The sequence below is a fragment of the Marinobacter sp. genome (assembly GCF_041690455.1).
Taxonomy (GTDB): Bacteria; Pseudomonadota; Gammaproteobacteria; order Pseudomonadales; family Oleiphilaceae; genus Marinobacter.
This window is the reverse complement of record NZ_JAWLHI010000012.1, coordinates 1-24,101: the sequence shown is the minus strand read 5'-3', so window position 1 is coordinate 24,101 and position 24,101 is coordinate 1. Positions and strand designations below refer to the sequence as shown.

General features: G+C 60.2%; 26 protein-coding genes. 9 read left to right on the top strand and 17 right to left on the bottom strand.

Features of this window, described 5'->3' with window-relative positions; genetic code table 11:
* Positions 1-6: 6 nt before the first annotated feature.
* The 3 genes from ACESMW_RS04425 (at position 7) to ACESMW_RS04415 (ending at position 2,618) form a co-directional block, all read left to right on the top strand.
* On the top strand, positions 7-339 hold the full coding sequence (locus ACESMW_RS04425; RefSeq protein WP_372985861.1) for a Na+/H+ antiporter subunit G: 333 nt from the start codon (positions 7-9) through the stop codon (positions 337-339).
* Positions 340-539: 200 nt separating this feature from the next.
* Complete coding sequence (locus ACESMW_RS04420) at positions 540-821, top strand: pyrimidine/purine nucleoside phosphorylase (RefSeq protein WP_092001367.1); 282 nt, start codon at positions 540-542, stop codon at positions 819-821.
* 153 nt (positions 822-974) lie between these two features.
* A complete protein-coding gene (locus ACESMW_RS04415; RefSeq protein ID WP_372985860.1) occupies positions 975-2,618 on the top strand; it encodes a fatty acid--CoA ligase in 1,644 nt (547 codons plus the stop codon).
* Between the two features lie 96 nt (positions 2,619-2,714).
* Here ACESMW_RS04415 and ACESMW_RS04410 read toward each other — a convergent pair whose 3' ends face one another.
* The 6 genes from ACESMW_RS04410 to ACESMW_RS04385 all read right to left on the bottom strand — a co-directional run bounded on the left by ACESMW_RS04410 (position 2,715) and on the right by ACESMW_RS04385 (position 9,108).
* Complete coding sequence (locus ACESMW_RS04410; RefSeq protein ID WP_372985859.1) at positions 2,715-4,145, bottom strand: alkaline phosphatase PhoX; 1,431 nt, start codon at positions 4,143-4,145, stop codon at positions 2,715-2,717.
* Between the two features lie 10 nt (positions 4,146-4,155).
* Complete coding sequence (locus ACESMW_RS04405) at positions 4,156-5,886, bottom strand: alkaline phosphatase D family protein (protein WP_372985858.1); 1,731 nt, start codon at positions 5,884-5,886, stop codon at positions 4,156-4,158.
* Positions 5,887-6,122: 236 nt separating this feature from the next.
* A complete protein-coding gene (locus ACESMW_RS04400) occupies positions 6,123-7,376 on the bottom strand; it encodes a D-amino acid dehydrogenase (RefSeq protein ID WP_372985857.1) in 1,254 nt (417 codons plus the stop codon).
* 134 nt (positions 7,377-7,510) lie between these two features.
* Positions 7,511-7,864 (bottom strand): translation initiation factor Sui1, encoded by a 354-nt coding sequence (locus ACESMW_RS04395; RefSeq protein ID WP_372985856.1) that lies wholly within the window; start codon positions 7,862-7,864, stop codon positions 7,511-7,513.
* A gap of 24 nt (positions 7,865-7,888) precedes the next feature.
* Positions 7,889-8,416 carry a DUF4136 domain-containing protein gene (locus ACESMW_RS04390; RefSeq protein WP_372985900.1) on the bottom strand — a complete coding sequence of 176 codons (528 nt, stop codon included), beginning with the start codon at positions 8,414-8,416 and terminating at the stop codon, positions 7,889-7,891.
* 86 nt (positions 8,417-8,502) lie between these two features.
* Positions 8,503-9,108, bottom strand: a complete 606-nt coding sequence (locus ACESMW_RS04385) for a YigZ family protein (RefSeq protein ID WP_372985855.1) — start codon at positions 9,106-9,108, stop codon at positions 8,503-8,505.
* A gap of 12 nt (positions 9,109-9,120) precedes the next feature.
* Here ACESMW_RS04385 and ACESMW_RS04380 point away from each other — a divergent pair, with 12 nt between their 5' ends.
* Complete coding sequence (locus ACESMW_RS04380) at positions 9,121-9,333, top strand: hypothetical protein (protein ID WP_372985854.1); 213 nt, start codon at positions 9,121-9,123, stop codon at positions 9,331-9,333.
* Here ACESMW_RS04380 and ACESMW_RS04375 read toward each other — a convergent pair.
* Positions 9,292-10,599, bottom strand: coding sequence for a sensor histidine kinase (locus ACESMW_RS04375; protein WP_372985853.1), 1,308 nt, complete (start codon positions 10,597-10,599; stop codon positions 9,292-9,294). The genes ACESMW_RS04380 and ACESMW_RS04375 overlap by 42 nt on opposite strands.
* Before the next feature lie 8 nt (positions 10,600-10,607).
* Positions 10,608-11,294, bottom strand: coding sequence for a response regulator transcription factor (locus ACESMW_RS04370; protein ID WP_372985852.1), 687 nt, complete (start codon positions 11,292-11,294; stop codon positions 10,608-10,610).
* A 171-nt stretch (positions 11,295-11,465) separates the two neighbouring features.
* Here ACESMW_RS04370 and ACESMW_RS04365 point away from each other — a divergent pair, with 171 nt between their 5' ends.
* Together ACESMW_RS04365 and ACESMW_RS04360 are read left to right on the top strand one after the other, a co-directional pair.
* A complete protein-coding gene (locus ACESMW_RS04365; protein WP_372985851.1) occupies positions 11,466-12,620 on the top strand; it encodes a GNAT family N-acetyltransferase in 1,155 nt (384 codons plus the stop codon).
* Positions 12,621-12,675: 55 nt separating this feature from the next.
* Positions 12,676-13,341 carry a hypothetical protein gene (locus tag ACESMW_RS04360; RefSeq protein ID WP_372985850.1) on the top strand — a complete coding sequence of 222 codons (666 nt, stop codon included), beginning with the start codon at positions 12,676-12,678 and terminating at the stop codon, positions 13,339-13,341.
* Between the two features lie 18 nt (positions 13,342-13,359).
* On the opposite strand, the gene ACESMW_RS04355 is transcribed toward ACESMW_RS04360, so the two are convergent.
* Genes ACESMW_RS04355 through ACESMW_RS04345 form a run of 3 tightly spaced genes read right to left on the bottom strand, consistent with a single transcriptional unit; the run spans position 13,360 to position 15,534 of the window.
* On the bottom strand, positions 13,360-14,697 hold the full coding sequence (locus ACESMW_RS04355) for a nicotinate phosphoribosyltransferase (protein ID WP_372985849.1): 1,338 nt from the start codon (positions 14,695-14,697) through the stop codon (positions 13,360-13,362).
* A 17-nt stretch (positions 14,698-14,714) separates the two neighbouring features.
* Positions 14,715-15,263, bottom strand: a complete 549-nt coding sequence (locus tag ACESMW_RS04350; RefSeq protein ID WP_372985848.1) for an isochorismatase family protein — start codon at positions 15,261-15,263, stop codon at positions 14,715-14,717.
* A gap of 55 nt (positions 15,264-15,318) precedes the next feature.
* A complete protein-coding gene (locus tag ACESMW_RS04345; protein ID WP_092001404.1) occupies positions 15,319-15,534 on the bottom strand; it encodes a dodecin in 216 nt (71 codons plus the stop codon).
* An 86-nt stretch (positions 15,535-15,620) separates the two neighbouring features.
* Between ACESMW_RS04345 and ACESMW_RS04340 the strand changes: the two genes are divergently transcribed.
* Positions 15,621-16,457, top strand: a complete 837-nt coding sequence (locus tag ACESMW_RS04340) for a DUF3750 domain-containing protein (protein WP_372985847.1) — start codon at positions 15,621-15,623, stop codon at positions 16,455-16,457.
* Here ACESMW_RS04340 and ACESMW_RS04335 read toward each other — a convergent pair.
* Complete coding sequence (locus ACESMW_RS04335) at positions 16,386-16,697, bottom strand: AzlD family protein (RefSeq protein WP_092001409.1); 312 nt, start codon at positions 16,695-16,697, stop codon at positions 16,386-16,388. The two genes, ACESMW_RS04340 and ACESMW_RS04335, sit on opposite strands and share 72 nt — an antisense overlap.
* Positions 16,694-17,434 carry an AzlC family ABC transporter permease gene (locus ACESMW_RS04330; protein ID WP_372985846.1) on the bottom strand — a complete coding sequence of 247 codons (741 nt, stop codon included), beginning with the start codon at positions 17,432-17,434 and terminating at the stop codon, positions 16,694-16,696. The genes ACESMW_RS04335 and ACESMW_RS04330 overlap by 4 nt, the downstream gene beginning before the upstream one ends.
* A gap of 316 nt (positions 17,435-17,750) precedes the next feature.
* Between ACESMW_RS04330 and ACESMW_RS04325 the strand changes: the two genes are divergently transcribed.
* Both ACESMW_RS04325 and ACESMW_RS04320 read left to right on the top strand, forming a co-directional pair.
* A complete protein-coding gene (locus ACESMW_RS04325; protein ID WP_372985845.1) occupies positions 17,751-18,851 on the top strand; it encodes a Glu/Leu/Phe/Val family dehydrogenase in 1,101 nt (366 codons plus the stop codon).
* A 93-nt stretch (positions 18,852-18,944) separates the two neighbouring features.
* Positions 18,945-20,357 carry a sodium-dependent transporter gene (locus ACESMW_RS04320; protein ID WP_372985844.1) on the top strand — a complete coding sequence of 471 codons (1,413 nt, stop codon included), beginning with the start codon at positions 18,945-18,947 and terminating at the stop codon, positions 20,355-20,357.
* Positions 20,358-20,539: 182 nt separating this feature from the next.
* On the opposite strand, the gene ACESMW_RS04315 is transcribed toward ACESMW_RS04320, so the two are convergent.
* The 4 genes from ACESMW_RS04315 to ACESMW_RS04300 all read right to left on the bottom strand — a co-directional run.
* A complete protein-coding gene (locus ACESMW_RS04315) occupies positions 20,540-21,442 on the bottom strand; it encodes an NAD-dependent protein deacetylase (protein ID WP_372985843.1) in 903 nt (300 codons plus the stop codon).
* Positions 21,443-21,458: 16 nt separating this feature from the next.
* Positions 21,459-22,190 carry a spermidine synthase gene (locus ACESMW_RS04310; RefSeq protein WP_372985842.1) on the bottom strand — a complete coding sequence of 244 codons (732 nt, stop codon included), beginning with the start codon at positions 22,188-22,190 and terminating at the stop codon, positions 21,459-21,461.
* A gap of 201 nt (positions 22,191-22,391) precedes the next feature.
* The gene (locus ACESMW_RS04305; protein ID WP_372985841.1) at positions 22,392-22,961 is read right to left on the bottom strand and encodes a DUF1415 domain-containing protein; all 570 of its coding nucleotides are present in this window, start codon (positions 22,959-22,961) and stop codon (positions 22,392-22,394) included.
* A gap of 182 nt (positions 22,962-23,143) precedes the next feature.
* Positions 23,144-24,101, bottom strand: a 958-nt coding sequence (locus tag ACESMW_RS04300; RefSeq protein ID WP_372985840.1) for an ATP-binding cassette domain-containing protein, incomplete at its 5' end; no start/stop codon positions are given.

Genomic DNA, 24,101 nt, shown 5'->3' with positions numbered 1-24,101 from the left:
AGCCTCATGAATCCGATTGCCGAATACACCATTGCTTTCCTGCTCCTGCTCGGGGGCGCCTTTACCCTGGTCGGCGCCATCGGCCTGGCGCGCCTTCCGGATTTCTTCACCCGGCTGCATGGCCCCACCAAGGCCACCACCCTGGGTGTGGGCGCCATCATGCTCAGCTCGGTGATCTACTTCACCGCACGGGGGGACGGTATCGGGATTTCGGAAGTACTGATCACCGTGTTCCTGTTCATGACCGCACCGGTCAGTGCCAACATTTTGGCCAAGGCGGCGATGCATATCGGCGTGAGGACCATGGATGGGACCGAGGGGAAGCCCTGGGAGCAGTGATTGAAAACGGGGTCAGATGAAGGCTTTCATCAGACCCCAGAGCATGAGGCCACCCTCCCTGGGTTGGGCGAAAACCGGGGTCAGATGAAAACCTTCATCTGACCCCATCTTCACCTCCGCCTACGTTCTCAAAAATGTCATTGGACTTATAACGTTTTGCCGTATAGTAGTCGGCCCAATCCATTTCAGGAGGCCAGCGTATGCTTAAAGTAAACGAGTATTTCGACGGCAAAGCCAAATCCATTGCCTTCCAGACGGCCACCCTGCCGGCGACGGTTGGTGTGATCAGCCCCGGTGAGTACGAGTTCGGTACCACCAAGAAGGAAACCATGACGGTGATCAGCGGAGCCCTGACCGTGCTGCTCCCCGGCATGGAAGAGTGGATGACCTACGGCGCGGGCGAAAGCTTTGACGTTGCCGGCCAGGCCAGCTTCAAGGCGAAAGCGGATATCGATACTGCCTATCTTTGCACCTATCAGTAACATCCAGATTCGCAGAGCGTACCCGTTGCACCAAAACTGACGCGTACGTTCTGCGATTTTTTCGCTTTCACCGGTTTCCGTTTTTTCCAAACTGTGTCAGATTTATCTTTCTCATCGTAAAAACAAGCACAAGCAGAGAAAGAGGAACACAAGATGGCACAGACCCGAATTCTGTCCCCGGCCAAGAACGCCTATCAGTACCCCCTGCTTATCAAACAGCTCCTGCTCTCGGGCCCCCGTTATAACCCGGACCAGGAAATCCATTACGCCAACCGCAGCAAGTACACCTACACCACCCTGGTGGAGCGCATTCACCGTCTGGCCAATGCCCTGACCGACGCCGGAGTGAAGCCCGGTGACACCGTGGCGGTCATGGATTGGGATACTCCCCGTTACCTGGAGTGCTTCTTTGCCATCCCGATGATTGGAGCCGTCCTGCACACCATCAACGTGCGCCTCTCCCCGGAGCAGATTGTCTACACCATGAACCACGCCGAAGATGACGTGGTATTGGTCCACGACGACTTCCTGCCCATCATCGAGGGCGTGAAGGACGAGATCGAGACGGTCAAGACCTACATCCAGCTGACCGACTCAGACTCCGCCGCCGACACCAGCCTGGACACCGCCGGTGAATACGAATCCCTGCTCAGCCAGGCGGGAACCGAGTTCGATTTCCCGGATTTCGACGAGAATAGCGTCGCCACCACCTTCTACACCACCGGCACCACCGGTAATCCGAAAGGTGTGTATTTCAGCCACCGGCAGCTGGTCCTGCATACCCTGGCGATGACCGGCTCCCTGGCGGCCTATGATGAAATGCCATTGCTGCGTTCCAGCTCCGTGTACATGCCGGTTACTCCCATGTTCCACGTGCACGCTTGGGGCGTGCCCTACGCCGCCACCATGATGGGCATCAAACAGGTTTACCCGGGGCGCTATGAGCCTGAGCTGCTGGTGGACCTGCTCAAGGAACACAAGGTCACCTTCTCCCATTGTGTGCCCACCATCATGCAGATGATGATGGCCACCGAATCCATCAAGACCGCGGATCTGAGCAACTGGCACGTGCTGATCGGCGGCAGTGCCCTGACCAAGGGCCTATGCGATGCCGGCGCGAAGCTCGGCATCCGTATGTACACCGGTTACGGCATGTCCGAGACCTGCCCGCTGCTGAGTGCGACCCACCTCAAGCCGGAAGACCTGGAACTGCCGCTCGAGCAGCAGACCGAAAAACGGGTCAAGACCGGTATCGCCGTGCCGATGGTGGAGATCGAAATCGTCGATCCGGATGGCAAGCCGGTCCCCCACGATGGCGAAGCCAAAGGCGAGGTGGTCACCCGTGCACCCTGGCTGACCCAGAGCTACTTCAAGGAACCGGAGAAAGGCGAGGAGCTCTGGCAAGGCGGCTGGCTGCATACCGGTGACGTCGCCAGCATGGAGCCGGACAACACCCTGACCATCAAGGACCGCATCAAGGATGTGATCAAGACCGGTGGCGAATGGCTGTCCTCCCTGGACCTGGAAAACCTGATCAGCCAGCACCCGGCCGTCGCCGGTGCTGCGGTGGTCGGTATTCCCGATGAGAAATGGGGCGAACGACCCTATGCGCTGGTCACCCTGAAGCCGGGTGAAAACGCCAGCCAGGAGGATATCCAGAAGCACCTGCAGCAGTTTGTCGACAGCGGCGACATCAACAAGTGGGCCATCCCGGAGCAGATGGACTTTGTGGATGATATTCCCAAGACCAGTGTTGGCAAGATCAACAAGAAGTTGATTCGGGATCAATTGAAGTAAATGTCCGCGAACTCGGGGTCAGATGAAAGCTTTCATCAGACCCCTGGGGTGCGAGATTGGGGTCAGAAGAAGGCTTTCTTCTGACCCCGTTTTCACTCACAACCCCTCGGGCAGAATCAGCTCGTAAACCATCCCCAACCCATTGGTAAACCCACCAAAACCATCCCTGCCCCCACGGTCCGACGTAAAGTACATCCTCCGCCCGTCCGGCGAGAACGCAATACCGGCTATCTCGGAGGCATCCTGCCCGACTATCTGCAGCAACGGCTTCAGGGTGCGGTCCGGAAGGATCACCACCACCTGCATATCGCCGCCATCTTCCGCCACCAGAATGTCCCCCTGATCGGTCACAAACAGGTTGTCCACGCCGGAGAGGATGTCATTCGGAGCCACGGCGGTAGCGCGATCATAAATAACCTCGATGGTCTGGGACAGGGTGTCCACTGCCCAGATACGGTCGTCGCCTTTGGTGGCAAAGTAGACGATACCGTTGAAGAACCAGACGCCCTCACCCCCGTCGAACACGGTTGATTCCGACAGCCGGTTTTCATGCTGGGGCTCATGGGGATTCTGAACATCCAGCCATTCGATCGGCTGGGGCGAATCCAGCGCCGCTTCGACACCATCACCGCCAACCGACAGGACCTGCAACCGGCCGGACTGCAAAGCGGCCCGCTCACTGCCCTCGGGCCAGTCAGAGGGGTCTGGTACCCACCGGTAGAACCGACCATCGGGCATATCCTCGGTCAGATACAGCAGGCGCTCGCCCGGATCGATGGCAATGGCCTCATGGGAGAAAAAGCCAAGGGTTGGTCTTGCGAGCCCCTCACCGGGTTGGAAGGGATCACACTCCCAGACCTGACCGTTCGGGAATTCCTCACAGGACAGCCAGGTTTTCCAGGGTGTCACACAGCCGGCACAGTTGAACGTGGTTCCGCTGAGAATGGTGTAGGAGTCGACAATGGTGCCGTCTGGATCGAAGACCAGCGTCCCCACCTGGGCCAGGCCAGGCGTAAACTCCTCGATGATATTGGTCAGTCCTGCCAGCTCGGGATAGGAGAAACCGATACTGCCAACGCCGGGAACCTCGCTGTTACTGATATAGATCCAGCCTCCGTTTTCCCTGGGCACGACCCCGGCCCCGTCCGGGAAAATATGCCAGGGGCGATTACCGATACCACCCGTCTGTGGGCCACTGACGGCCATGCCTTCCGGTTGCGGGAGCTCACCATTGATTGCCACGACACGGGTAGCGAAGCCCTCCGGAGTGCGAACACCGTGAATATCCGCATCACGCAGCGATCCCAGATCCGCAAACCGGCCTAAAAGTTTTTCGACCTCCCCCGGAAGCTCACCACCATCTGGCAATTCACCGGTAACAGGTGGTGTAACAGGGCTCATGGAATCTGAACCGCCACACCCTGTCAGCCACGACGCCGAACCGACCGCGCCGGCGGTGAAGAACAGGGTTCGCAATACATCGCGACGTTTCCAGCGGTTTCCCTCCGGGATAATTGCACGGGTCATCAGAACCTCCTTAACTCACAGACTGGCGCACTGGCGGGTGAAACATCGCGGTGCGTACCGCTCTCGGCTCGGACCGGGGACGATCCTGATAGATGCGGCTGTTACCGCTATCGACACCCACAACCTTGGTCATACCGGGGTCAATTGTTCCCAGGTCGTCCACACTGGAAATACTCCGGACGTAAAGGAATTCCGCCTGGGTCCGCTCTGTTGTCACATCAACGAGAATGAATCCGGGGGTCTTGAGCTCCACATACTTCATATGCGGATTGGAAAGCTGGACGGCGACCTCCGCCAGTCCGGCGATTTCCTCGGGAAAGCCCGGTGAGGTTACCGAAGGTGTTACAAACTCCGCCGCCAGCGGAGGGGCGAGCGTGTTCTCCAGCAGATTGCCGGAGTCCGCATAGACCTCATTGGCCCAGGAGGTATGGATATCACCGGTAAAGATCACCGTGTTGCCGATACTCTCTCCGGCCAGGGTCTGGAGAATGTTTTCCCTGTCCGCGACGTACCCGTCCCACTGGTCCATGTTCAGGGACAGCAGCTGACCGTTGAAAGCCGACACATCTTCCACGCCCAGGGTACGGGCAGCGTCCAGGGTGCGGATAATGTTCAGCTCGGCGAACATCACCTGCTGACCGATCATCCGCCAGTTGGCCGCAGATTCGGACAGGCCCCGGGTGAGCCAATCCATCTGCTCTTCGCTCATGATCCGGCGTTGTTCATCAAAGCGGCCCGGATCCGCCGGCGATGACACCTGCCCGTCCCTTCCCTCGAGACGGGTGTCGAGCATGAACAGATCAATCAGTTTGCCGAACTGGAATTTCCGCCAGACCCGCCCGCGTTCGGTACCGACTTCCCGTATGGGCAGCCATTCGAAATAGGCCTGTATTGCCGCTGCCCGGCGTTCGTTCCAGCCACCCTCGGTAGCCTCATCGTGGTTCTCGGCGCCGTCACGGTAACTGTCATTGGCCGACTCGTGGTCATCCCAGATACAGATCATGGGAAACTGCTGATGCACCGCCTGGAGATTGGCATCGGTCTTGTACTGGGCATGACGCTGGCGGTAATCAGACAGCTCGATGATTTCATGGGCCGGCAGCGGATCCCGCCCCGGGAAATCACCGTATTCACCGGGACCGTACTCGTAGATGTAATCGCCGAGGTGCAGGATGAAGTCCAGATCCGCCTGTTCGCTGACCGCCTTGTACACGGAGAACAGGCCGTAGGCGTAGTTGGAGCAGGACACCACGGCAAACCGGGCACGCTCCGCCGGCATTGTGGTGTCCGGGAAGGTCCTGGTGCGTCCGACCCCCGATTTCTCGTTGCCCACGGCGAACTGGTAGTAGTACCAGGTATCCGGCCGGAGCCCGGTCACATCCACCTTGACACAGAAATCCCGGTCCGGGCCCGTGGAGGTATTGATCTGGCCAACCGGCTCCCGCATGTCCCGGTCCCGGGCAACGGTCAACCGTACCGGCACGTTTTCGACGTCCCGGGCCAAGGCATCGGTGGGCGTGACACGAGTCCAGAGAATGACGCGATCCGGGAGAGGATCTCCCGAGGCAACGCCATGGTTGAAAGCCACCGCCGGGACCCTGTCGGTGTCACCGTTCACGACTCCGGAATCAGATTCACCGGTTGAAGGCGAGGAACTTGAACTGCTACCGCCACAGGCGGTCAGCGCAGTGAAAGACGTAGCAGCGAGCCCTTTGACGACCGCACGACGTTGCCTGTCCATTCTGCTCTCCGTTGTTGTTTGCCAGGGCCGGAACCAGACCGGCCGGATGTTGTGAGGAGGTCACAGATTGGGAGGAGTTTATTGCCAGTTGTTGACAGTTGCCCGGCATTTCGGGCCAGAAGGGAGGAGATAGGGTCTAAGTTGGGGTCAGATGAAGGTTTTCATCAGCCCCCTGGGGAAGGCAGAAGCTCGAGGCGAGATTGGGGTCAGAAGAACGCTTTCTTCTGACCCCGTTTTCACATCCCGGCGAAGCTGAAATCCACCTCCGGCTTCCGCCGGGCAATGATATCCGCCAACGCCGCGGCTGAGCCGCAGGAGTGAGTCCAGCCCAGGGTACCGTGGCCGGTATTGAGGTACAGGTTGGCGAAGTGGCTCTTGCCGATGTAGGGCACATTGGAAGGGGTGGCCGGGCGCAGGCCGGTCCAGAATTCGGCGCGGTCCCAGTCGCCCGCCTCCGGCATGACTTCGGCGGTGCGCCGAACGATGGCGCGGCAGCGGGTAAGATTCAGCTTGCGGCTGTAACCACTGAGCTCGGCGGTGCCGGCGACCCGGAGCCGGTCGCCAAGGCGAGAGTAGACCAGCTTGTACTCATCGTCGGTCAGGCTGACCTTGAACGCCGCTTCCTCGATCTTTACCGGCACCGTGATGGAATAGCCCTTGGCGGGATAGATATTCAGTGTGATACCCAATTGCCGCGCCAGGATGGCGCTGTAGCTTCCCAGGCACAGCACATAGCTGTCAGCACGCAGGGTTTCGTGGTGGCCTTCCCTCAGGGTCTGGACACCGAGAATCCGGTCACCGGCCTGGTCAAAACCGAGAATTTCGGTGCCGTAACGGAACTCGACGCCGGCCTCTTCGCAGCGTTTGGCCAGCACCTGGGTGAACTTTCGCGCGTCTCCGGACTCGTCCTCGGAAGTGTAGGTCGCCCCGGCAATGCGGTCCTTGATTGGCGCCAGGGCCGGCTCCAGTTCCACCGCCCGGTTGGCATCGATGATCTGTCGATCACAGCCCAGGTCCTGCATGATGCGGGTGGGTTCCAGGGCCCCATCGAACTCTTCGGGATTGGTGTAGAAGTGGAGGATTCCCTTTTCCAACTGGTCGTAATCCAGGCCCAGCTCTGTCCGCAACGCCTGGAGCTGGCTGCGGCTGTAGGTACCGAGGTTGACCATCTGGCGGATGTTATGGGCCGCTTTGGCGGAAGTACACTCAGCCAGAAAAGCCAGCGCCCACCGCCACTGGGCCGGATCGAGCCGCGGCCGGAACAACAACGGCGCATCAGACTGGAACAGCCACTTCAGAACCTTCAGCGGTGCCGACGGATTGGCCCAGGGTTCGGCGTGGGACACTGAAATCTGGCCGCCGTTGGCATAACTGGTTTCCAGGCCGGCGCCAGTCTGCCGGTCCACCACCGTGACCTGATGTCCCTGTTTTTGCAGAAACCAGGCGGTGGTTGTGCCTACCACACCTGCACCCAGAACCAGTATATGCATGCTTGCCTCCGGTCACAGAAATCCCTCAGCCCGGGGTACCGGAGTGAGGGATTTCGTTGATTGCTCAGAATTCGGGGAAACGCTTATTCACGCCTTATTGTAACGTGAGCGAAAAAGGATTGCGTATCAGACGATCAGCCACCGGCTTTCTTGACGGTCCAGCCTTTCTGTTGCAGCAGGGGCACCAGGAGGTCACGGTGATCCCCCTGAATCTCCACCACGCCATCCTTGATGGTACCGCCAGTACCACACTTGGCCTTGAGAAACTTGGCGAAAGCTTTCAGCTCCTTCTCATCCAGGGGAATACCGGTTATCAGGGTCACGCCCTTGCCTTTGCGCCCCTTGGTTTCGCGACTGACCCGGACAACCCCGTCACCCACCGGTCGCGAGGGTTTGCCGCAGGTACACTGATCGACCGGATTCCGGCATTCCGGGCACATCTTGCCCTGCTCCGTGGAATAGACCAGACCGCCAGACCGATTCTTCATGGTGCCTCCGAGAGATTCCTCCGTTTATTCAAGGCCCGGAGGGTACTTCGAAAACATCTCGGACACCACCTCATCAATCAGCTCGCTGCGGGTTTCCGGTGACTGGCTCTCCCGGAGATAGCGACGGCTGGCCGCGCGCCAGACCACCTGGTCTGTCCCGTTATCCACCAGTTCAATGACCAGTTTGCCCTCATCGATCTCACGCACGGGGGGCGGGGCCGCCAGCGCCCAACCGAAATGGCCGGTACCAAAACCGAACCCCAGGCCGACACCACTCTGTTCCAGCCGTTCTTCCTCGACAATCTGCCAGTTGACCAGTAAATCGGCCTCGGCTTCAGCCACCTGGCGCATGGCCTTCCGGTTCAGCTCCCGCTCAACCGCCTGGCGCACCCGGTTGCCGTCCAGGGAGACGAAGGAAGAGTTGCCCGCACTCGGCGCAAAGGCCCAGCTGGAATAATTGCCGAACACCACCGCATCATCGTAATCGGTGACCACATTGGCGGCGCATCCGGCCAGCAGCAACCCGGTGAACGCTATTGTCAGAAAACGCATCATGATTGGCTCCTTACACAGCTCGTATGGAGTGTGACTGAGTTAAGTATACGCCTGCTACACGCAGGGCGATGCCGTTTCGATCCTCAGGTTTCCAGAACGTAATCCAGCTTCTGGGCGTTGCAGAACTGCGTAAACTCCTCCAGCTTGTCCATGGGCACAGACAGCCTGGCCAGAACGGAGGTTCCATAATCGATGCCATCGACACTGGCACCATGCACCTCGCACCAATGCCGCAGCGGTTGCTCATCGGCAAAGGACATGGTGACCCGGGCCGGCGTCACCGGCTTCTGGACAACCCGGTCCACCGCCGACAACACGCTCTCTGCCGCCCCGGCATAGGCCCGCACCAGGCCGCCGGCACCGAGCTTGATGCCGCCGAAATAGCGGATCACCATCACCAGTACATCCCCCATATCCTTGTGCTGTATCACGTTCAGGATGGGCTTGCCGGCCGTTCCGGAGGGCTCACCGTCGTCATTCATGGCCGCTTCCGCCGCCGACCCCGGACGGCCAATCTGATAGGCCCAGCAGATGTGCCGGGCATCGGGGTGGTCCTTATGAGCCTGTTCCAGCCATTGATGGACCTCGTCCCGGGAACTGACCGGGGCGACACGGGCTATGAATCGGCTTTTCTTAACTTCCGTTTCCCGTTCGAGGTATCCTGCTGGTACCGGGTAATCTTTACTCATGGAGAAAAACCTGTGACAAACGACGACGATACAAACGCGCCGGGTACCGCCAAACCGGCAAAAGTCCGCAAGGCAGCCTGCGGTATCCGTTTTGACGAGGACGAACTGCAGGAAGGCATCGACTTCTCGGGTGCCGCTGCGCTCAAACCCGAGGACGAGGAACTACCAGAGGCTCAACGTCCTTTACCCGGTCGTAGAAACCGGAAGGCAGATCGTCACTCTTAGTCCGCCCTCGGCACTGTTACTGGCAGTGATGGTACCATCATGCGCAGTTACAATGTCGCGGGCAATGGCCAGCCCCAGTCCCCAGCCCTTGCCACCCCGGGATTTGTCGGCCCGGAAGAAGGGTTCAAACAACTGGCCCAGCATTTCCTCCGGTACCCCCGGCCCCTGATCCCGAATTTCCAGAACCAGCTGTTTTGCAGCTTTTGCAAGGTTCAGGTGGACCGCCCTGGCCCCCGGTGTGTGATCCAGCGCATTCTGCAGGATATTGTCGACCGCCCGTTGCAGTAATCCCGCATCGCCGAGCAATCGGACATTGGCAACGTCAGGAGCCGCTACCATGTTGCAGTCTACCTTCTGGTGCCTGGCATAGTCGGCGGCATCTTCCAGGACGCGGTTTACCAAAGGCAGCGGTTCTACCGGCAACCGGTCAATTTCCTCGCCCTGCTCGGTGATCCGGTAAAGGGTCAGGATCTGCCCCGTCATGGCCTCTAGCCGCTCGTTCTGGCGCAGGATGCTGGCCATCAGGGGCGCATCCGCACCGCTTTCGCTCGCCAACTCGATGGCCACCCGCTGACGTGCCAGTGGCGTGCGCAGGTCGTGGGAGATATCCCGGAGCAGCTGGGTCTGCCGATCCAGCAGGTTGCATAATTGATCGGTCATGGCATTGAAGGCGGTTGCCAACTGGCCCACCTCATCACGGCGACGGGCAATTTCCTCGTTCACCCGGAGGGAATTCTTGCCCGCTGCAATGGCCTGCGCCGTGGTTTCCATGTGCTTGAGCGGGCGGGATACCAGGCGGGCGATCCACCAGCAGGCCAGGGTAATAAGCACGGCCGCCAGGGCGAACTCGATAAATTTGAAGAAACCCGGATCCAGCCAGCCCTCCCCGCTAAGCCTGGGCCAGGCCACCAGCCGGTAGTCGTCGGAAACATCGATCACCGCCGGTTTCTGAGGGTTCCAGCTTGACCGCATCCGTTCCCGGATCGGTTCGGGCAGGCGATCGTCCTGTTCATCCCGCTCGATCAGGATCAGGTGCAGATCCAGCCGCTCGCCCTGGCTGCGCAGGAAGCGCCAGGCATCGCCCCTGCCTTCCTGCTCCCGGATATCGATGGCTTCCATACCCAGGTCCCGCAGGCCCACCTGCCGCTCAATGGCCTGGCGCTCGCGATCCAGCAGGTAGCGGGTGGCGAGATTGCTGGCAACGACGGTGACCGCCATGGCCAGCCAGATGGACAGGAAAATCCGCCAGAACAGCGGAAACGTCATGGGTTTCTTCACACGGGCACCCGATAGCTGTAGCCAAGCCCGCGCACGGTTTCGATCCGTGGTGGATCGTCATTACCCAGTTTCTTGCGAAGGTTACTGATGTGCATGTCGAGGGTCCGGTCATAGGCTTCAAGACGACGCCCGAGGGCCCACTGCATGAGATCGGTCTTGCGCACCACACTGCCGGCATGGGCCAGCAGGACCTGAAGCACCTCGTATTCAGTTGCCGTCAGGTCCAGAGGCTGGTCGTTCTGATAGATGCGACGGTGGGCGGGCTCCACCCTCAGGTCGCCATATTCCCGGTTGTCGTTGACCTCCGCCTTCTGGTCCCAGGCGATGCGCCGGAGCAGGGCCTGCAGTCGGGCCACCAGTTCCCTCGGGTTGCAGGGCTTGGGAATGTAATCATCCGCGCCGACCTCGAAGCCAACAATGCGATCGGTCTCATCCCCCCGGGCGGTGAGCAACACCACCGGCAGGTGGGTCTGGGCGCGCAGCTCCCGCAACACATCCAGCCCGCTGATATCCGGCAGCATGATATCCAGTACCACTATGTCACAGTCCTGGCCGAGGGCCAGGGCAAGGCCGTCGTGGCCGTTGGCGGCCTCCCGCACGGTAAAGCCCTGATTGGCCAGATAGCGTGCGAGAAGCTCCCTCAGCTCCTGATCGTCTTCAACCAGCAAAACCCTGTCCTGCATTCGCGTATCTCCAACTGACCTGCCAGAAGTCTAACATGGCGCCCGAACCACTCCGGTTTCCCGGCCCCGCTTTGCACAACCTTTACAGAACGCCTTACCGCCAAACGGGAGTGATCAGTCGGCGGGTTCTGGCGTATGGTATCGGGAACGCATCAACAATGTATCCGAGCCATGGCCGAATCCCTGACCCTGCAGACCTGCACAAACATCACCGAGATTCCCGGGGAAGACTGGGAACGCCTGGCAGGTCGCACCAATCCGTTCCTGCGCTACGAATTCTTCCAGAGCCTGGAGGAATCCGGCTGCACCACCGTAGATACCGGCTGGCAACCCTGCCACCTGGTGTTCCGGCAAGGCAGCACTATTGTCGGCGTTGCCCCCGGCTACCTCAAAAATCATTCCATGGGTGAGTATGTGTTTGACTGGGCCTGGGCGGATGCCTATCAGCGTTATGGCCAGGACTATTACCCTAAGCTACTGATTGCCGTGCCGTTTACCCCTTCCCGTGGACCTCGCCTGTTGCTCGAGGACAGTCTCAGGGTCAACCTGTCGGGCGGCACCATGGCGGAGTTACTGGAAGGTCTTATCGCTCAACTCGGAGCCCACTCCTGGCACCTGCTGTTTCCCGATGACCGGGATCAGGCGTTGCTCAGTCACCCGGACCAGCTGCACCGGATCGGCTGCCAGTTTCACTGGCACAACCGGGACTATTCCGGGTTTGACGACTTCCTGGCCGAACTCACCTCCCGCAAACGCAAATCCATCCGCAAGGAACGGCGCCAGGTGGCCGAACAGGGCATCCGCTTCGAACGATTTTCAGGAACCGATATTCCCGACCACGTGCTGTCCGCCTTCTATGTGTTCTACCAGGCCACCTACCTCAAACGAGGCCAGCGCCCGTACCTGAACAAAACCTTCTTCACCCTGCTGCGCGAGCGCCTGCCGGAACACCTGCACATCATCATGGCGGTGCGGGATGGCCAGATGATCGCCGGCGCGCTGTTCCTCAGTGGTGCGGACACCCTGTACGGTCGCTACTGGGGCTGCCTGGAGGAGTACAACCACCTGCATTTCGAAACCTGCTACTATCAGGGCATCGAACTGGCCATAGAACTCGGGCTCAAGCGTTTTGACGCCGGTGCCCAGGGCGAGCACAAGCTGGTTCGGGGGTTCGAGCCGACCCTGACTCACTCCTGGCACGGCATCACCCATCCGGGTTTCCGGGAGGCCATCCAGGAATTTACCGAAGACGAAGCTGCGCAGGTACAGGCCTATTACCGGGAAGCACTCACACTCCTCCCCTATCGCCAACAGGATCCGGATTAACTTCTATACTGGTGTGAACCAAATCAACTTTCGGGTCTGAACGGGATGCACTGCCATGATTCGTGAGCTCCTGCCTGACATTCTCCTTTCGCAAAGCAGCCTGATGATTATCGCCCTGGCCGCCCTGGTCATCGCGGTTATCGCGGTATTCCAGGCGGGCCGGATCCGGAATGCCTACCAGGAAAGGGTGGAACTGCTGGAAGAGAAAACCTCTACCCTCTGGCGGGAAGTGGACGAAATGAGAGTGACCGGGTTCGACAGCGAGCCCCCGGTACTGACTGAAAACCCCGAGGGACAGAACAGCGACGCGCGCTACCGCACCGAGAAAGCGGCCTATGACCGACTCTGGCCCCAGGTCTGGCACCTGTATGACCGCGTGGGCGCCTTCCTGCGGGCCGTGGAAGCCGGAGACCCGCCAGGTGAGCTTCGGCTTGACGCCCGGAACGCCGCACTGGACGCCAGGTCGCGACTCAACCACAACCGCCCCTTCTGCTGCGATACAGCCGAGCACCTGATCACTCAGTTGATTGATGTGGAGATCAAGGCCCACCTGACCGCCTGCCAATACCTGGATGACCTCAAGGACGCCGGAGGCCGTCCCTCTGACCATGACCGCCGTGTGATGAGGGATAAATGCAGCGCCCTGCACGACCACGAGGCACGGGAACTGATGACCCAGCTGGTACAGGTCATTCGCAAGCGAACCCTGAATAACGGCTAACCGTCAGGGGCCTGAAACCTAGATTGAAACCCGGGCGAGTGTCTCGGCCTGGAGCGTCTTGAGTTCCTCGCTGATGGTCACCCTGAGCGGTTCTGCCGGCTCGATTCCGAGGAGGCGTTCCGGAAGGGCTTTCAACAGGGCACCGGCCTGCCGGACCTGTTCGTCGAGGGGCGGAACCGCGCCCGCCACTATTCGGCCATTCTCCATCACCACCTCCAGTAGCGGCTCTCCTTCGTGCTGTTCATGAATCAGGGCCACAATGTCTCCCCTGACCCGACCACTGCTGTCGAACTGTCGGAACACCTGCTTGCCACCGGGGTAGGACACCTTGCCCGAAGAGCTTTTCATCTTCGGTTCCCCTGCGTATTGCGTGAGTTTGTAAGCAAGCTCCAGTGAGGGGGCATCCACCGCGACGCCGATGGAGGTGCCAACGCCGAAGGCGTCAATGGGCACGCCTTCTTCCAGTAACCGGGCGATGCCGTACTCATCCAGGCCACCACTGGCGACAATCTTGATGTCCTGATAGCCGCCGTCATCCAGGATTTTGCGGCAATCCTTCGCTTCGGCGCCCAAGTCCCCAGAGTCCAGCCGGATCGCCCCGACACGGGCATCGGGATCGCTTTTGAGCCATTCCACAATACGCCTGACCGCCCGCCGGCTGTCGTAGGTATCCACCAGCAATGTTGTGCCCGGGTAGAGCGTGGCGTAGATCTTGAAGGCCTCCAGCTCCCGGGGATAGGCCTGCACGAAGCTGTGGGCCATGGTGCCGGTCACTTCAAGGCCGAAATCCATTCCCGCCAGGACGTTGCTGGTGGCCGACAACCCGGCCAGACGATAGGCGCGGGCACTCCGGTGCCCGGCATCCACACCGTGCATCCGCCGCAAGCCGAAGTCCGCCACCGAGCGGCCCCGGGCTGCCAAGGCCACCCGCACCGCCTTGGAGGCGAGCACGGATTCCAGGTGCACGTAGTTCATCACCAGGCTTTCCAGAAGTTGTGCCTCGGCGATGGGAGCCTCGATTTCCAGTAACGGTTCCTGGGGGAACACCGGTGTACCCTCGGGTACTGCGCGCACGGTGCCACTGAAGCGGAAGCCCCTTAACCATTCCAGAAATCCCTCCTGGAACCGGTTCAGCTGCCTTAACCGGGAAATATGCGCATCCGTGAACCGGAGGTTTTCCAGCACCTCGCAGATATTGCGCTGGCCGCAGGCGAGCACAAAGTTACGGTGCTCGGGCATATCCCGGAAAAACAGGCTGAACACGGCGCGCTCATGCATACCCTCGGACCAGTAGGCCTGGGCCATGGCCAGCTCGTAGAGGTCAACCAGCAGGGGCAGATCCTGTTCCCGAATCAAAGGCGGGCCTCCCGGCGTCATGAAATGGTCGCGCCGGCAGCCCGAAGTTCGTCCAGTACCTCCGGCACCTTCTGCTGATTCACCGCCCTGCAGCCATCGCTGACCAGATCCACCTGAAAGCCGTGTTTCAGGGCATCCAGCACCGTGGCCCGGACGCATACATCCAGGGCCAGGCCCGCGATGCGGAGAGTGGTTATTCCGTGGCGTTTCAGGAAGCTTTCAAGCTGGGTACCGTCAAAGGCGGAGTAGGCATCGGTATCAAACCCCGTGCCCTTGCTGACCCGCACGGCAGTGTCCGGAAGCGCCATGTCCGGATGGAAGGCAGCGCCCCGGGTGTCCTGAATGCAGTGCGGCGGCCAGGGCCCGCCCCGGTCCTGGAAACTACAGTGATCCACCGTATGCCAGTCCCGGCTGGCGATGATCAGCTGGTGGCCCTGTTCCGCCTCCGAGATCGTCCGGTTGACCACCGGGACAATGTTACTGGCACCTTCGACGGCCAGTGAACCACCTTCACAGAAGTCATTCTGGATATCCACCAACAACAGGGCTTTGTTTTCAGCGGGCATATCACTCACCTCCTGCCAGGCTCACCGGAGTCTCTGTTGGCAACAGGGGGAGAGTTCAGCTCCCTGCAATCCGGAAGCCGATCTTCAGCGCCACCTGGTAATGGCCGACCTTGCCGTCCACGATGTGGCCTCGGGTTTCGGTTACCTCGAACCACTCCATGTTGCGGACGCTCTTGCCACATTCGGCCAGGGCATTCTCGATCGCATCCTCGATGCTCTTTTTCGAGGAACCGACTATTTCCACTTTTTTGTAGACATGGTGATCGGACATTGGCTATCTCCCAGTACATAAACGTTGTACTTTGAGATTAGAAGACAAGCCCGAGGCCAGCAAATGACGGCCGGAGAATGACCCCTATGAGAAAACTGAAACACAGTGCCGCCTGGATTTTCGCCAGCCTGCTGACCTTGCTGGCAGGACCGGCCCTCATGGCCACAAGCGGCACGCTACAGGGTGCGGAAAGCTGGCAGACCGCCAGCAGGGACAGCACCGATATTGCCCCAAAACCTGAGCAGTACGAAGGGGCTATCGTCCAGGTATACGGTGCCCGTGCCTGGAGCTGGCGGGGTTATTTCTCGGTACACACCTGGATCGCGACCAAGGAGGCCGGTGCCAGCCAGTACCGGGTTCATGAAGTTACCGGCTGGCGCCGATACGTGGTGAATTCCCGCCCGTCCATACCCGATCGCCGGTGGTACGGGGCGGAACCGGAACTCTATGCCGATATCCGGGGCGATGAGGCCGCCGAGCTGATTCCGAAGATCTACCGGGCCGTCGAGGACTATCCCTACCCTACGGAATATGACGCCTGGCCCGGGCCGAACAGCAATACCTTCACGGCCTGGGTGATCCGGCAGGTACCGGGGCTGGATGTCGCCCTGCCCAACCATGCCATTGGTAAGGATTACCTGGGCAACGGTGTCGTGGCGGAGGTCCCCGGTGGTGCCGGCTACCAGCTCTCCCTGGGCGGCTACTTCGACGTGCTGGCCGGTGTTCGCGAGGGACTGGAACTGAACGTACTAGGCCTGTCCCTGGGCATTAACCCCCTGGCCCTCGGCATCAAGCTGCCGGGGATTGGCGAGCTGGCCCTGAGAAACCCGAATCCCATGGCGGCCGCAGATTCAGAACAGGTAGCGGACCAGAGCAGCGGAAGCGATACCGGCAGCGATGGCGGGCAGCGGCTTCTGGAGTAATAGCATGGTGACGGCGGTCACCGACAGCGCGGCGATCGCCCCGGCATCACCGCTGAACGCCATGGGTACGATGATCGCAATGAGCACCGAGCTTGCCATGGTGTTGATAAAGCTCTCAATGCGAGGGCTGATACGCACGAAGGACATGGCAAAGACGCCACCAAAGCGGGTCACCAGGGTGACGACTGTCATGATGGCAATCAGCAACACCACGCCCATTTCCGTTGTGGTAATCGTCATGACTGATCCGCCTCCTGTGACGCCTGCGCGGTGGGTTTCTTTTCAAGCCAGAAGTATCCAATCAGGCCACCAGCCAGGGCTCCGGTAACCACGTGGGTGTTCGGAGGCAGCCATTTCCAGGCCGCCAGTGACGCCACTGCAGCCACGCCCCAGGACACCAGTACCCGGGGCGACTTCTTGCCCCCCAACGCCATGGACAGCAGAAAACAGCCGAGCACCATATCCAACCCCAGGTTCTTGGGATTCTGCAACAGCCCACCGAAATAGACGCCCAACCAGGTACCGAAAATCCACGCCAGCCAGAGCACCAGCCCGCCACCAAGGATGACCTCCAGGTTGCGCCGGCCGTTCTGGTATTCTTGGGCTGAGACCGCCCAGTTAGCGTCGGTCAGCAATAGCAGCAGGCCGTAGCGTTTGCCGGGCGGCAGGTCTTTGAGCATCGGGTAGAGCGATGCGCCCATCAGCAGGTGGCGGGAGTTGATGGCGAAGACAACGGCAATCAGGGGCAGAACCGGCACTTCCGCCCCCCACAATTCGAGCGCGGCAAACTGGGAGGCGCCGGCGAACACCGTTGTGCTCATCAGGATTGCTTCCAGCGGCGCCAGACCGGACTGGATCGCGGCCAGTCCGAAGGCAGTACCGAACGCCACCACGAACAACGAGATGGGGAAAAGGCGAACGAACTCCGAGCGTACCTTCCGGGACTGGAGCTGATAAGTATATGAATGGTTAGGCATCGAAGAAAGCTAAGCCGGAAACCTGATTATTCGTATAAGTAGAAACCACAACCCCTCCTGAAAATTTTCCTGCGCTCAAACAGTTGCATGAGAAACTCATATAACCTGCCAAACTGGCCGAAACCTGCCACCAAATTAAACGTTGACGTTAACGTAAATCAAGGCTAGCTTGTTTTCCGTCCAGCCTCACAAGGGCACGCCCGACACAATCCATCGGGCATGGACACATGAAATCAAGCTTCCGGCCATAAGCCGGGATGACAAGAACAAGACAGACCTACCGCCGCGATCCGGCCAGGTGGGAGAGGATTTCGCCATGAACGTGTTTACCCATCCGGAGTTCGATAACCACGAACACCTGTCCTTTTTCTGTGACCCGGAAACCGGACTCAAATCCATCATTGCCATCCATAACACCTCCCGGGGCCCCGCCCTAGGTGGTTGCCGAATGTTTCCCTATGCCACGGACGAAGAAGCGCTTCGCGACGTTCTGCGACTGTCCCGTGGGATGACCTACAAGTCGGCCCTGGCCAACCTGGACCTGGGCGGCGGCAAATCAGTGATTATCGGCGATCCGCGCAAGCATAAGACCGAGGCCCTGTTGGAAGCCATGGGCCGGCATCTGGAAAGCCCGGGCGGCCGCTACATCGCGGCAGAGGATTCCGGTACCAGCGTGCCCGACCTGAAAATAATGAGCCGGCACACCCGCCATGTGGCCGGCATTGCCACCCGCACCGGATTTGACGGCAACCCCAGTAACGGCGATCCCTCCCCTGCCACCGCCTATGGCACCTTTATCGGCCTGAAAGCTGCGGTCCGGCACAAGCTGGGACGGAACGATCTCACTGGGCTGAAGGTCGCCATCCAGGGCATCGGCAACGTCGGTTTCCGCCTGGCCAGCCACCTGAAGGAAGCCGGTGCCGAGCTCTGGGTCTACGACATCCATGAGGACAACATGCGCCGCGCGGTGGAGCAGCTGGGCGCAAAGCCCGCTACCGCAGAGGATATCCTGTTCCTGCCTGTGGACGTGGTCGCTCCCTGTGCCATGGGTGCGGTTCTGAATGATCACAGCATTCCGGAGATCCGGGCCAACGTCATTGCCGGGGCTGCCAACAACCTGCTGGACCGCCCCGAGCACGATGCCATGCTCAAACAGCACGACATTCTCTACGCGCCGGATTTCGCCATCAATGCCGGTGGCATCATCGACGTTTTTTACGAGCGCACCGGCGCCACTCCCGAGAAGGTCCGCGCCCACGTGGACACCATCGGAGACACCCTCACCGAAATCTTCAACCGCTCCGACAGTTCGGGCCTTCCCACCGGGGAAATTGCCAACGAACTGGCCGAAGAGCGGTTCCGCAAACACACCGCAGGTGCCGGGCTGGCGCCTTCGCGGTTGGCTCGCACCGGTTGACCTGACACCGGTGCCATCCCCCTTGGGGGCCGCAGACTTCTGCGGCTCTCCTTTTTCGCCCTGACACAAAAACAAGTATCACAGGAGATAGTCATGTCTGTCACTTCATCAGGATCCGCCACCTATTCGGAGGCTCTTGAGGGTTCCAACGCCAAACGCGGGCTCTGGTCATCGAGGCTCGCCTTCATCCTGGCGGCAACCGGTTCCGCCGTGGGCCTGGGCAACATCTGGAAGTTCCCCTACATCACCGGCGAGAACGGCGGCGGTGCTTTCGTGATCATGTACCTGGTGTGTATTGCCGTGGTGGGCATTCCCATCATGATGGCCGAGGTCATGATCGGCCGGCGCGGCGGCCGCAGTCCGGTCAACAGCCTGCGCCTGATTGCCGAGCGCGACAAACTCCATCCGGCCTGGAAACTGGTGGGAGCGGTCGGCGTCCTGGCGGGCTTCCTGATCCTGTCCTTCTACTCGGTGATTGGCGGCTGGGCGGTCTCCTATGTCGGCACCGCCGCCAGCGGCCAGCTTGCCGGCCAGTCGGCGGATGCCATTGGCGCGATCTTCTCCGGCCTGCTGAGTGACCCGCTTACCCTGCTGTTGTGGCACACGGTGTTCATGGCGCTGGTCATGGTGGTGGTTGCCCGAGGCGTTCGCTCCGGCCTCGAGCGCGCTGTCAGTATCCTGATGCCCGGCCTGTTCATCCTGCTTCTGATCGTGGTGGGTTATGCCATGACCTCCGGCTCCTTCGGCAAGGCGGTGACCTTCCTGTTCCAGCCGGACTTCTCCAAGCTAACCACCTCCGGCGTTCTGGTCGCCCTCGGCCACGCGTTCTTCACCCTGAGCCTGGGTATGGCCGTGATGATGGCCTACGGCTCCTATCTGCCCAAGAAAATTTCCATCGCCAAGACCTCCATCACCGTCTCCATCATTGATACCGGCGTGGCGCTGCTGGCCGGCCTGGCCATCTTCCCGATCGTGTTTGCCAACGGCCTCGAGCCGGGTGCCGGCCCGGGCCTGATCTTCCAGACCCTGCCACTGGCCTTCGGTCAGATGCCCATGGGCAGCTTTTTCGGCACCCTGTTTTTCGTGCTGCTGATCTTCGCCGCCTGGACCTCCGGTATTTCCCTGTTGGAGCCGATCGTGGAGTGGCTGGAAGAGCAGAAAGGCCTGAACCGTACCGTGAGCACCCTGGGTGCCGGCGTGGTTTGCTGGGCTCTGGGTATTGCCTCGATCCTGTCCCTGAACCTCTGGTCTGACGTGGCACCACTGAGCTTCATTCCGATGCTGGAAGGCAAGACCATCTTCGACCTGCTGGACTTCTTCACCGCCAACATCCTGCTGCCCCTGGGTGGCCTGCTGGTGGCGCTGTTCGCCGGCTGGGTGATGTCGAAGCAGGCCATGGAGAACGAGCTGTCGATGTCGGCGCCGGTGTTCAACCTGTGGTTCGTGACCGTGCGGTTCGTTACGCCGGTGGCTGTGGCTGTGGTGTTTATCTATAACCTGATCTGATGCTGCGGTGGTGAAGAAGGGGTCAGAAGAAGGCTTTCTTCTGACCCCGGAGTTAACTGCAGATTCCCGTGAATGAAAAAGGGGTCAGATGAAGGCGTTCATCTGACCCCGGGTTAGTTGGCTGCAGGTTTCCGTCCGTGAACCTGGGGTCTGATGAAAGCCTTCATCTGACCCCGTTTTCATCAGAGTTGCCTGAGTACTGCAGCCAGCGTCTCCCCGATGCGGGCATTCAGCTTCAGGTCCACCAGCTCCTCGGCCCGGGTGCGGCCCAGGTTCAGCGTGGCCATGGGCTTGCCCCATTCCTTGCCGTAACGACAGAACCGGAAGCCGGAATACACCATCAGCGAGGAGCCAATCACCAGCAAGCCATCGCTGGCCTTGAGCATATCCAGCGCCGAGGTGACCCGCTGTTTCGGCACGAAGTCTCCGAAGAACACCACATCCGGCTTGAGAATCCCGCTGCATTTCGGGCAGTCCGCCGGGCGGAAATCCGAGAAATCCACTTCCAGATCCGCATCGCCATCCGGCGCGGTGGTGGCGGTGTACTGCCGGAATCCGGGATTGAGATCGGCACAGCGGTCATGCACCTCATCCCGCGGGCAACGATAGCCGCAGCTCATGCACAGGACCTCATCGGCCCGGCCATGGAGGTCGAGCACGGCGCGGGATCCCGCTTTCTGGTGCAGGCGATCCACGTTCTGGGTCACCACCAGGCTGCTGTGATTGAGCAGTTCCAGATCGGCGATGTGGAAGTGCGACGGGTTGGGAGTGGCATTGCGCATCACAGGCCAGCCGATGAGGCTCCGGCCCCAATAGCGCTGGCGGGTCTGGAAATTTTCCATGAAGTCCTGGTGCTGCACCGGCTGCTTGCGCTTCCAGGCACCGTCGCCGTCCCGGTAGTCCGGGATGCCGGAGTCGGTACTTACCCCGGCACCAGTCAAAATCATGAGCCTGGGATGGCGACGAACGAAACCCGCCAGCAGCTCGCCGGCCTCTTCCGGATCGTGGTTGGCCAGCGGCCGGTCAGCGTCCGGCAGGCGCTGGCTGGCACTGAAGGGGCGAGTACGATGCGTGGTCACTGGCATGGGAACTCCGGCTCGGTCAGCCCGGCTTTCGGGCAACGTAAACGGTGTTGAACGATTCCCGGTTCTGGAACGGGTTGTAGAACTTTACGACGTGGCAGTCAACATCGATGAACCCGTCCCGCAGCACGGCCATGAATTCGTCGTCTTCACCCTCGTTCGACCACATGGCAAAGATGCCGCCGGGTTTGAGCTGCCGAGCCATGAGGCCGATATTGTCGACGGTGTAGAAGCTGGCGTTGGAATCGTGGAGCAGTGCCCGGGGCGAATGGTCGATGTCCAGGAGGATGGCGTCGAATTGTTTGCCCGGGGCATCGGGATCAAAGCCGCCGGTTTCGGGATCGGCTACGGCGAGGTCGAAGAAGCTGCCGTGGATATACCGGGCGCGGGGGTCGGCATTGATTTCCTTGCCCAGCGGCACGAGTTCCTGCTTATGCCAGCGGATGACCGGCTCCAAATATTCAACCACCAGTAGTTCGCTCACCCGCTCGTGTTTCAGTGCCGCCACGGCGGTGTAGCCAAGGCCCAGGCCGCCAACCACGACGCTCAGGTTGTCGCCTTTTGTTGCGTTCAGTCCCAGGTCGGAGAGGGCTATTTCGGCGTCCACGAACATGCTGGACATGAGGAATTCCTCGCCCAGTTTCACCTCGTAGATGTCCCTGTCACCGATGGCGGGGATGCGGCGTCGCCTGAGGGTGATCTCACCGATCACTGAGGGTTGGCTGTCTATTTGTTCGAAAAGCAGTCCCATTGATTCTGGCTCTTTCGTCTGATCTGGTTTGCGGCTAAACCGATGCTTCCGAGTTTGCCGTCTGCAGCCTGGTAGTCCGTGGAGTCGCCGGCGGGCAGGGCCGTCCAAAACCCGCTCCTTCGGCACGTCCATGTGACGCTTGAGCTCCGCCATCCATGGCTCCGCACAGTTTTGGACGGCCCTGCCCACCGGCTCTTTGTTCTACTCCCCTGGTCTCTCTGGGGAAGATCCACTGAGACACGACCTGAGGATATTCCGCATCTTCTCTGCACCCAGCTTCTCCATCAACTCGATATTTCGCTGGGGGATTCCTTCCACATCGGGATAACTGTCGATCGCGGCTTCCAGACTGGCTTCCCGTAACAGATGCAGCATCGGGAACGGGGAACGGTTGGTGTAGTTCTCTGCCGCATCCGGCTCGGTGCCCGCAAACTGGTAGTCCGGGTGGAAACTGGCGATCTGGTAAACGCCTTCCATTTCCAGGTAAGCCAGCAGACCGTCGGCCGCGTCGAGGAATTGATTGTAGGGGCCAAAGTCCTGCAATACATTCGGATGGATCAACAAGGTGGTTTCGATCTCAGGCTCATCGTCCAGGCGCTGGAGTTCGGAATGCAGAGCGTGCAGCAGATCGTCTTCGGTCTCGGCTTCCGACACCACAAACCGCACCCGGTTCCGGACCAGTTCCCGTTTGGCGAATGGGCATAAGTTGTAGCCGACGACCACGTCTTCGACCCATTTGCGGGTGGCGTTAATAATATTGGTTTCGTTCACGTGTTTTCCCAATTTCTAGAGAGGGCTACTCACAGTTATGAGCGGACGTGTGGGTAGGCCTGTCCAAAACTGTGCGGAGCCATGGATGGCGGAGCTCAAGCGTCACATGGACGTGCCGAAGGAGCGGGTTTTGGACAGGCCTACCCACACGTCCGCAAACTCCCAAGGCCGAATCAACGAGCTCAGAGGTACCCCTGACTCCGAAGATAATCATCATAACTCCCACTGAAGTCAGTCACTCCATCGGGCTTCATTTCAACAATCCGAGTAGCCAACGACGAAACAAACTCCCGATCGTGGCTAACAAAAATCAGTGTACCTGGATAGTTCTCCAGCGCCAGGTTCAGCGCCTCGATGGACTCCATGTCCAGGTGGTTCGTGGGCTCATCCATCAGCATGACATTAGGCTTCTGCAGAATCAGCTTGCCGAACAGCATTCGCCCCTGCTCACCACCGGAAATCACCCGCACCGATTTGCCAATATCGTCACCAGAGAACAGCATGCGCCCAAGAGTGCCGCGTACCAGTTGCTCGCCACCCTTGGTCCACTGGGCCATCCAGTCGGTCAGGGTGTCGTCTTCGGCGAAGTCAGTGGTGTGGTCCTGGGCGAAGTAGCCGACTTCTGCGCTGTCGGTCCACTTCACCTCACCGCTGTCCGGTGCGTAGGCGCCAGCCAGGCACTGCAGCAGCGTGGTCTTTCCGATGCCGTTGGGGCCGATGATGGCGACCCGCTCGCCGGCCTCGATCTGCAGGTCCAGGTTTTCGAACAAGGGCTTTTCTTCGAAGCCCTTGGTCAGCTTATTCAACGTCACCGCCTGGCGATGCAGTTTCTTGCCCTGTTCGAAACGGATAAACGGGCTGACGCGGCTCGAGGGCTTCACCTCTTCCAGCTGGATCTTGTCGATCTGGCGGGCGCGGGAGGTGGCCTGCTTGGCCTTGGATGCGTTGGCGGAGAAGCGGCTGACGAACTGCTGCAGCTCGGCAATCTGCGCCTTTTTCTTGGCGTTGTCCGCCATCATGCGCTCGCGGGCCTGGGTGGCGGCGGTCATGTATTCGTCGTAGTTGCCGGGGAACAGGCGCAGTTCGCCATAGTCCAGATCCGCCATATGGGTGCACACGCTATTCAGGAAGTGGCGATCG

Bases quoted from the DNA above. Each gene is read 5' to 3' on its own strand.
- ACESMW_RS04410 (WP_372985859.1), bottom strand. From the start codon at position 4,145: ATGACCCGTGCAATTATCCCGGAGGGAAACCGCTGGAAACGTCGCGAT.
- ACESMW_RS04340 (WP_372985847.1), top strand. From the start codon at position 15,621: ATGAGAAAACTGAAACACAGTGCCGCCTGGATTTTCGCCAGCCTGCTG.
- ACESMW_RS04335 (WP_092001409.1), bottom strand. From the start codon at position 16,697: ATGACGATTACCACAACGGAAATGGGCGTGGTGTTGCTGATTGCCATC.
- ACESMW_RS04405 (WP_372985858.1), bottom strand. From the start codon at position 5,886: ATGGACAGGCAACGTCGTGCGGTCGTCAAAGGGCTCGCTGCTACGTCT.
- ACESMW_RS04390 (WP_372985900.1), bottom strand. From the start codon at position 8,416: ATGCGTTTTCTGACAATAGCGTTCACCGGGTTGCTGCTGGCCGGATGC.
- ACESMW_RS04375 (WP_372985853.1), bottom strand. From the start codon at position 10,599: ATGACGTTTCCGCTGTTCTGGCGGATTTTCCTGTCCATCTGGCTGGCC.
- ACESMW_RS04330 (WP_372985846.1), bottom strand. From the start codon at position 17,434: ATGCCTAACCATTCATATACTTATCAGCTCCAGTCCCGGAAGGTACGC.
- ACESMW_RS04415 (WP_372985860.1), top strand. From the start codon at position 975: ATGGCACAGACCCGAATTCTGTCCCCGGCCAAGAACGCCTATCAGTAC.
- ACESMW_RS04325 (WP_372985845.1), top strand. From the start codon at position 17,751: ATGAACGTGTTTACCCATCCGGAGTTCGATAACCACGAACACCTGTCC.
- ACESMW_RS04320 (WP_372985844.1), top strand. From the start codon at position 18,945: ATGTCTGTCACTTCATCAGGATCCGCCACCTATTCGGAGGCTCTTGAG.
- ACESMW_RS04345 (WP_092001404.1), bottom strand. From the start codon at position 15,534: ATGTCCGATCACCATGTCTACAAAAAAGTGGAAATAGTCGGTTCCTCG.
- ACESMW_RS04395 (WP_372985856.1), bottom strand. From the start codon at position 7,864: ATGAAGAATCGGTCTGGCGGTCTGGTCTATTCCACGGAGCAGGGCAAG.
- ACESMW_RS04385 (WP_372985855.1), bottom strand. From the start codon at position 9,108: ATGAGTAAAGATTACCCGGTACCAGCAGGATACCTCGAACGGGAAACG.
- ACESMW_RS04370 (WP_372985852.1), bottom strand. From the start codon at position 11,294: ATGCAGGACAGGGTTTTGCTGGTTGAAGACGATCAGGAGCTGAGGGAG.
- ACESMW_RS04420 (WP_092001367.1), top strand. From the start codon at position 540: ATGCTTAAAGTAAACGAGTATTTCGACGGCAAAGCCAAATCCATTGCC.
- ACESMW_RS04360 (WP_372985850.1), top strand. From the start codon at position 12,676: ATGATTCGTGAGCTCCTGCCTGACATTCTCCTTTCGCAAAGCAGCCTG.
- ACESMW_RS04400 (WP_372985857.1), bottom strand. From the start codon at position 7,376: ATGCATATACTGGTTCTGGGTGCAGGTGTGGTAGGCACAACCACCGCC.
- ACESMW_RS04365 (WP_372985851.1), top strand. From the start codon at position 11,466: ATGGCCGAATCCCTGACCCTGCAGACCTGCACAAACATCACCGAGATT.
- ACESMW_RS04310 (WP_372985842.1), bottom strand. From the start codon at position 22,190: ATGGGACTGCTTTTCGAACAAATAGACAGCCAACCCTCAGTGATCGGT.
- ACESMW_RS04315 (WP_372985843.1), bottom strand. From the start codon at position 21,442: ATGCCAGTGACCACGCATCGTACTCGCCCCTTCAGTGCCAGCCAGCGC.
- ACESMW_RS04350 (WP_372985848.1), bottom strand. From the start codon at position 15,263: ATGCCCGCTGAAAACAAAGCCCTGTTGTTGGTGGATATCCAGAATGAC.
- ACESMW_RS04425 (WP_372985861.1), top strand. From the start codon at position 7: ATGAATCCGATTGCCGAATACACCATTGCTTTCCTGCTCCTGCTCGGG.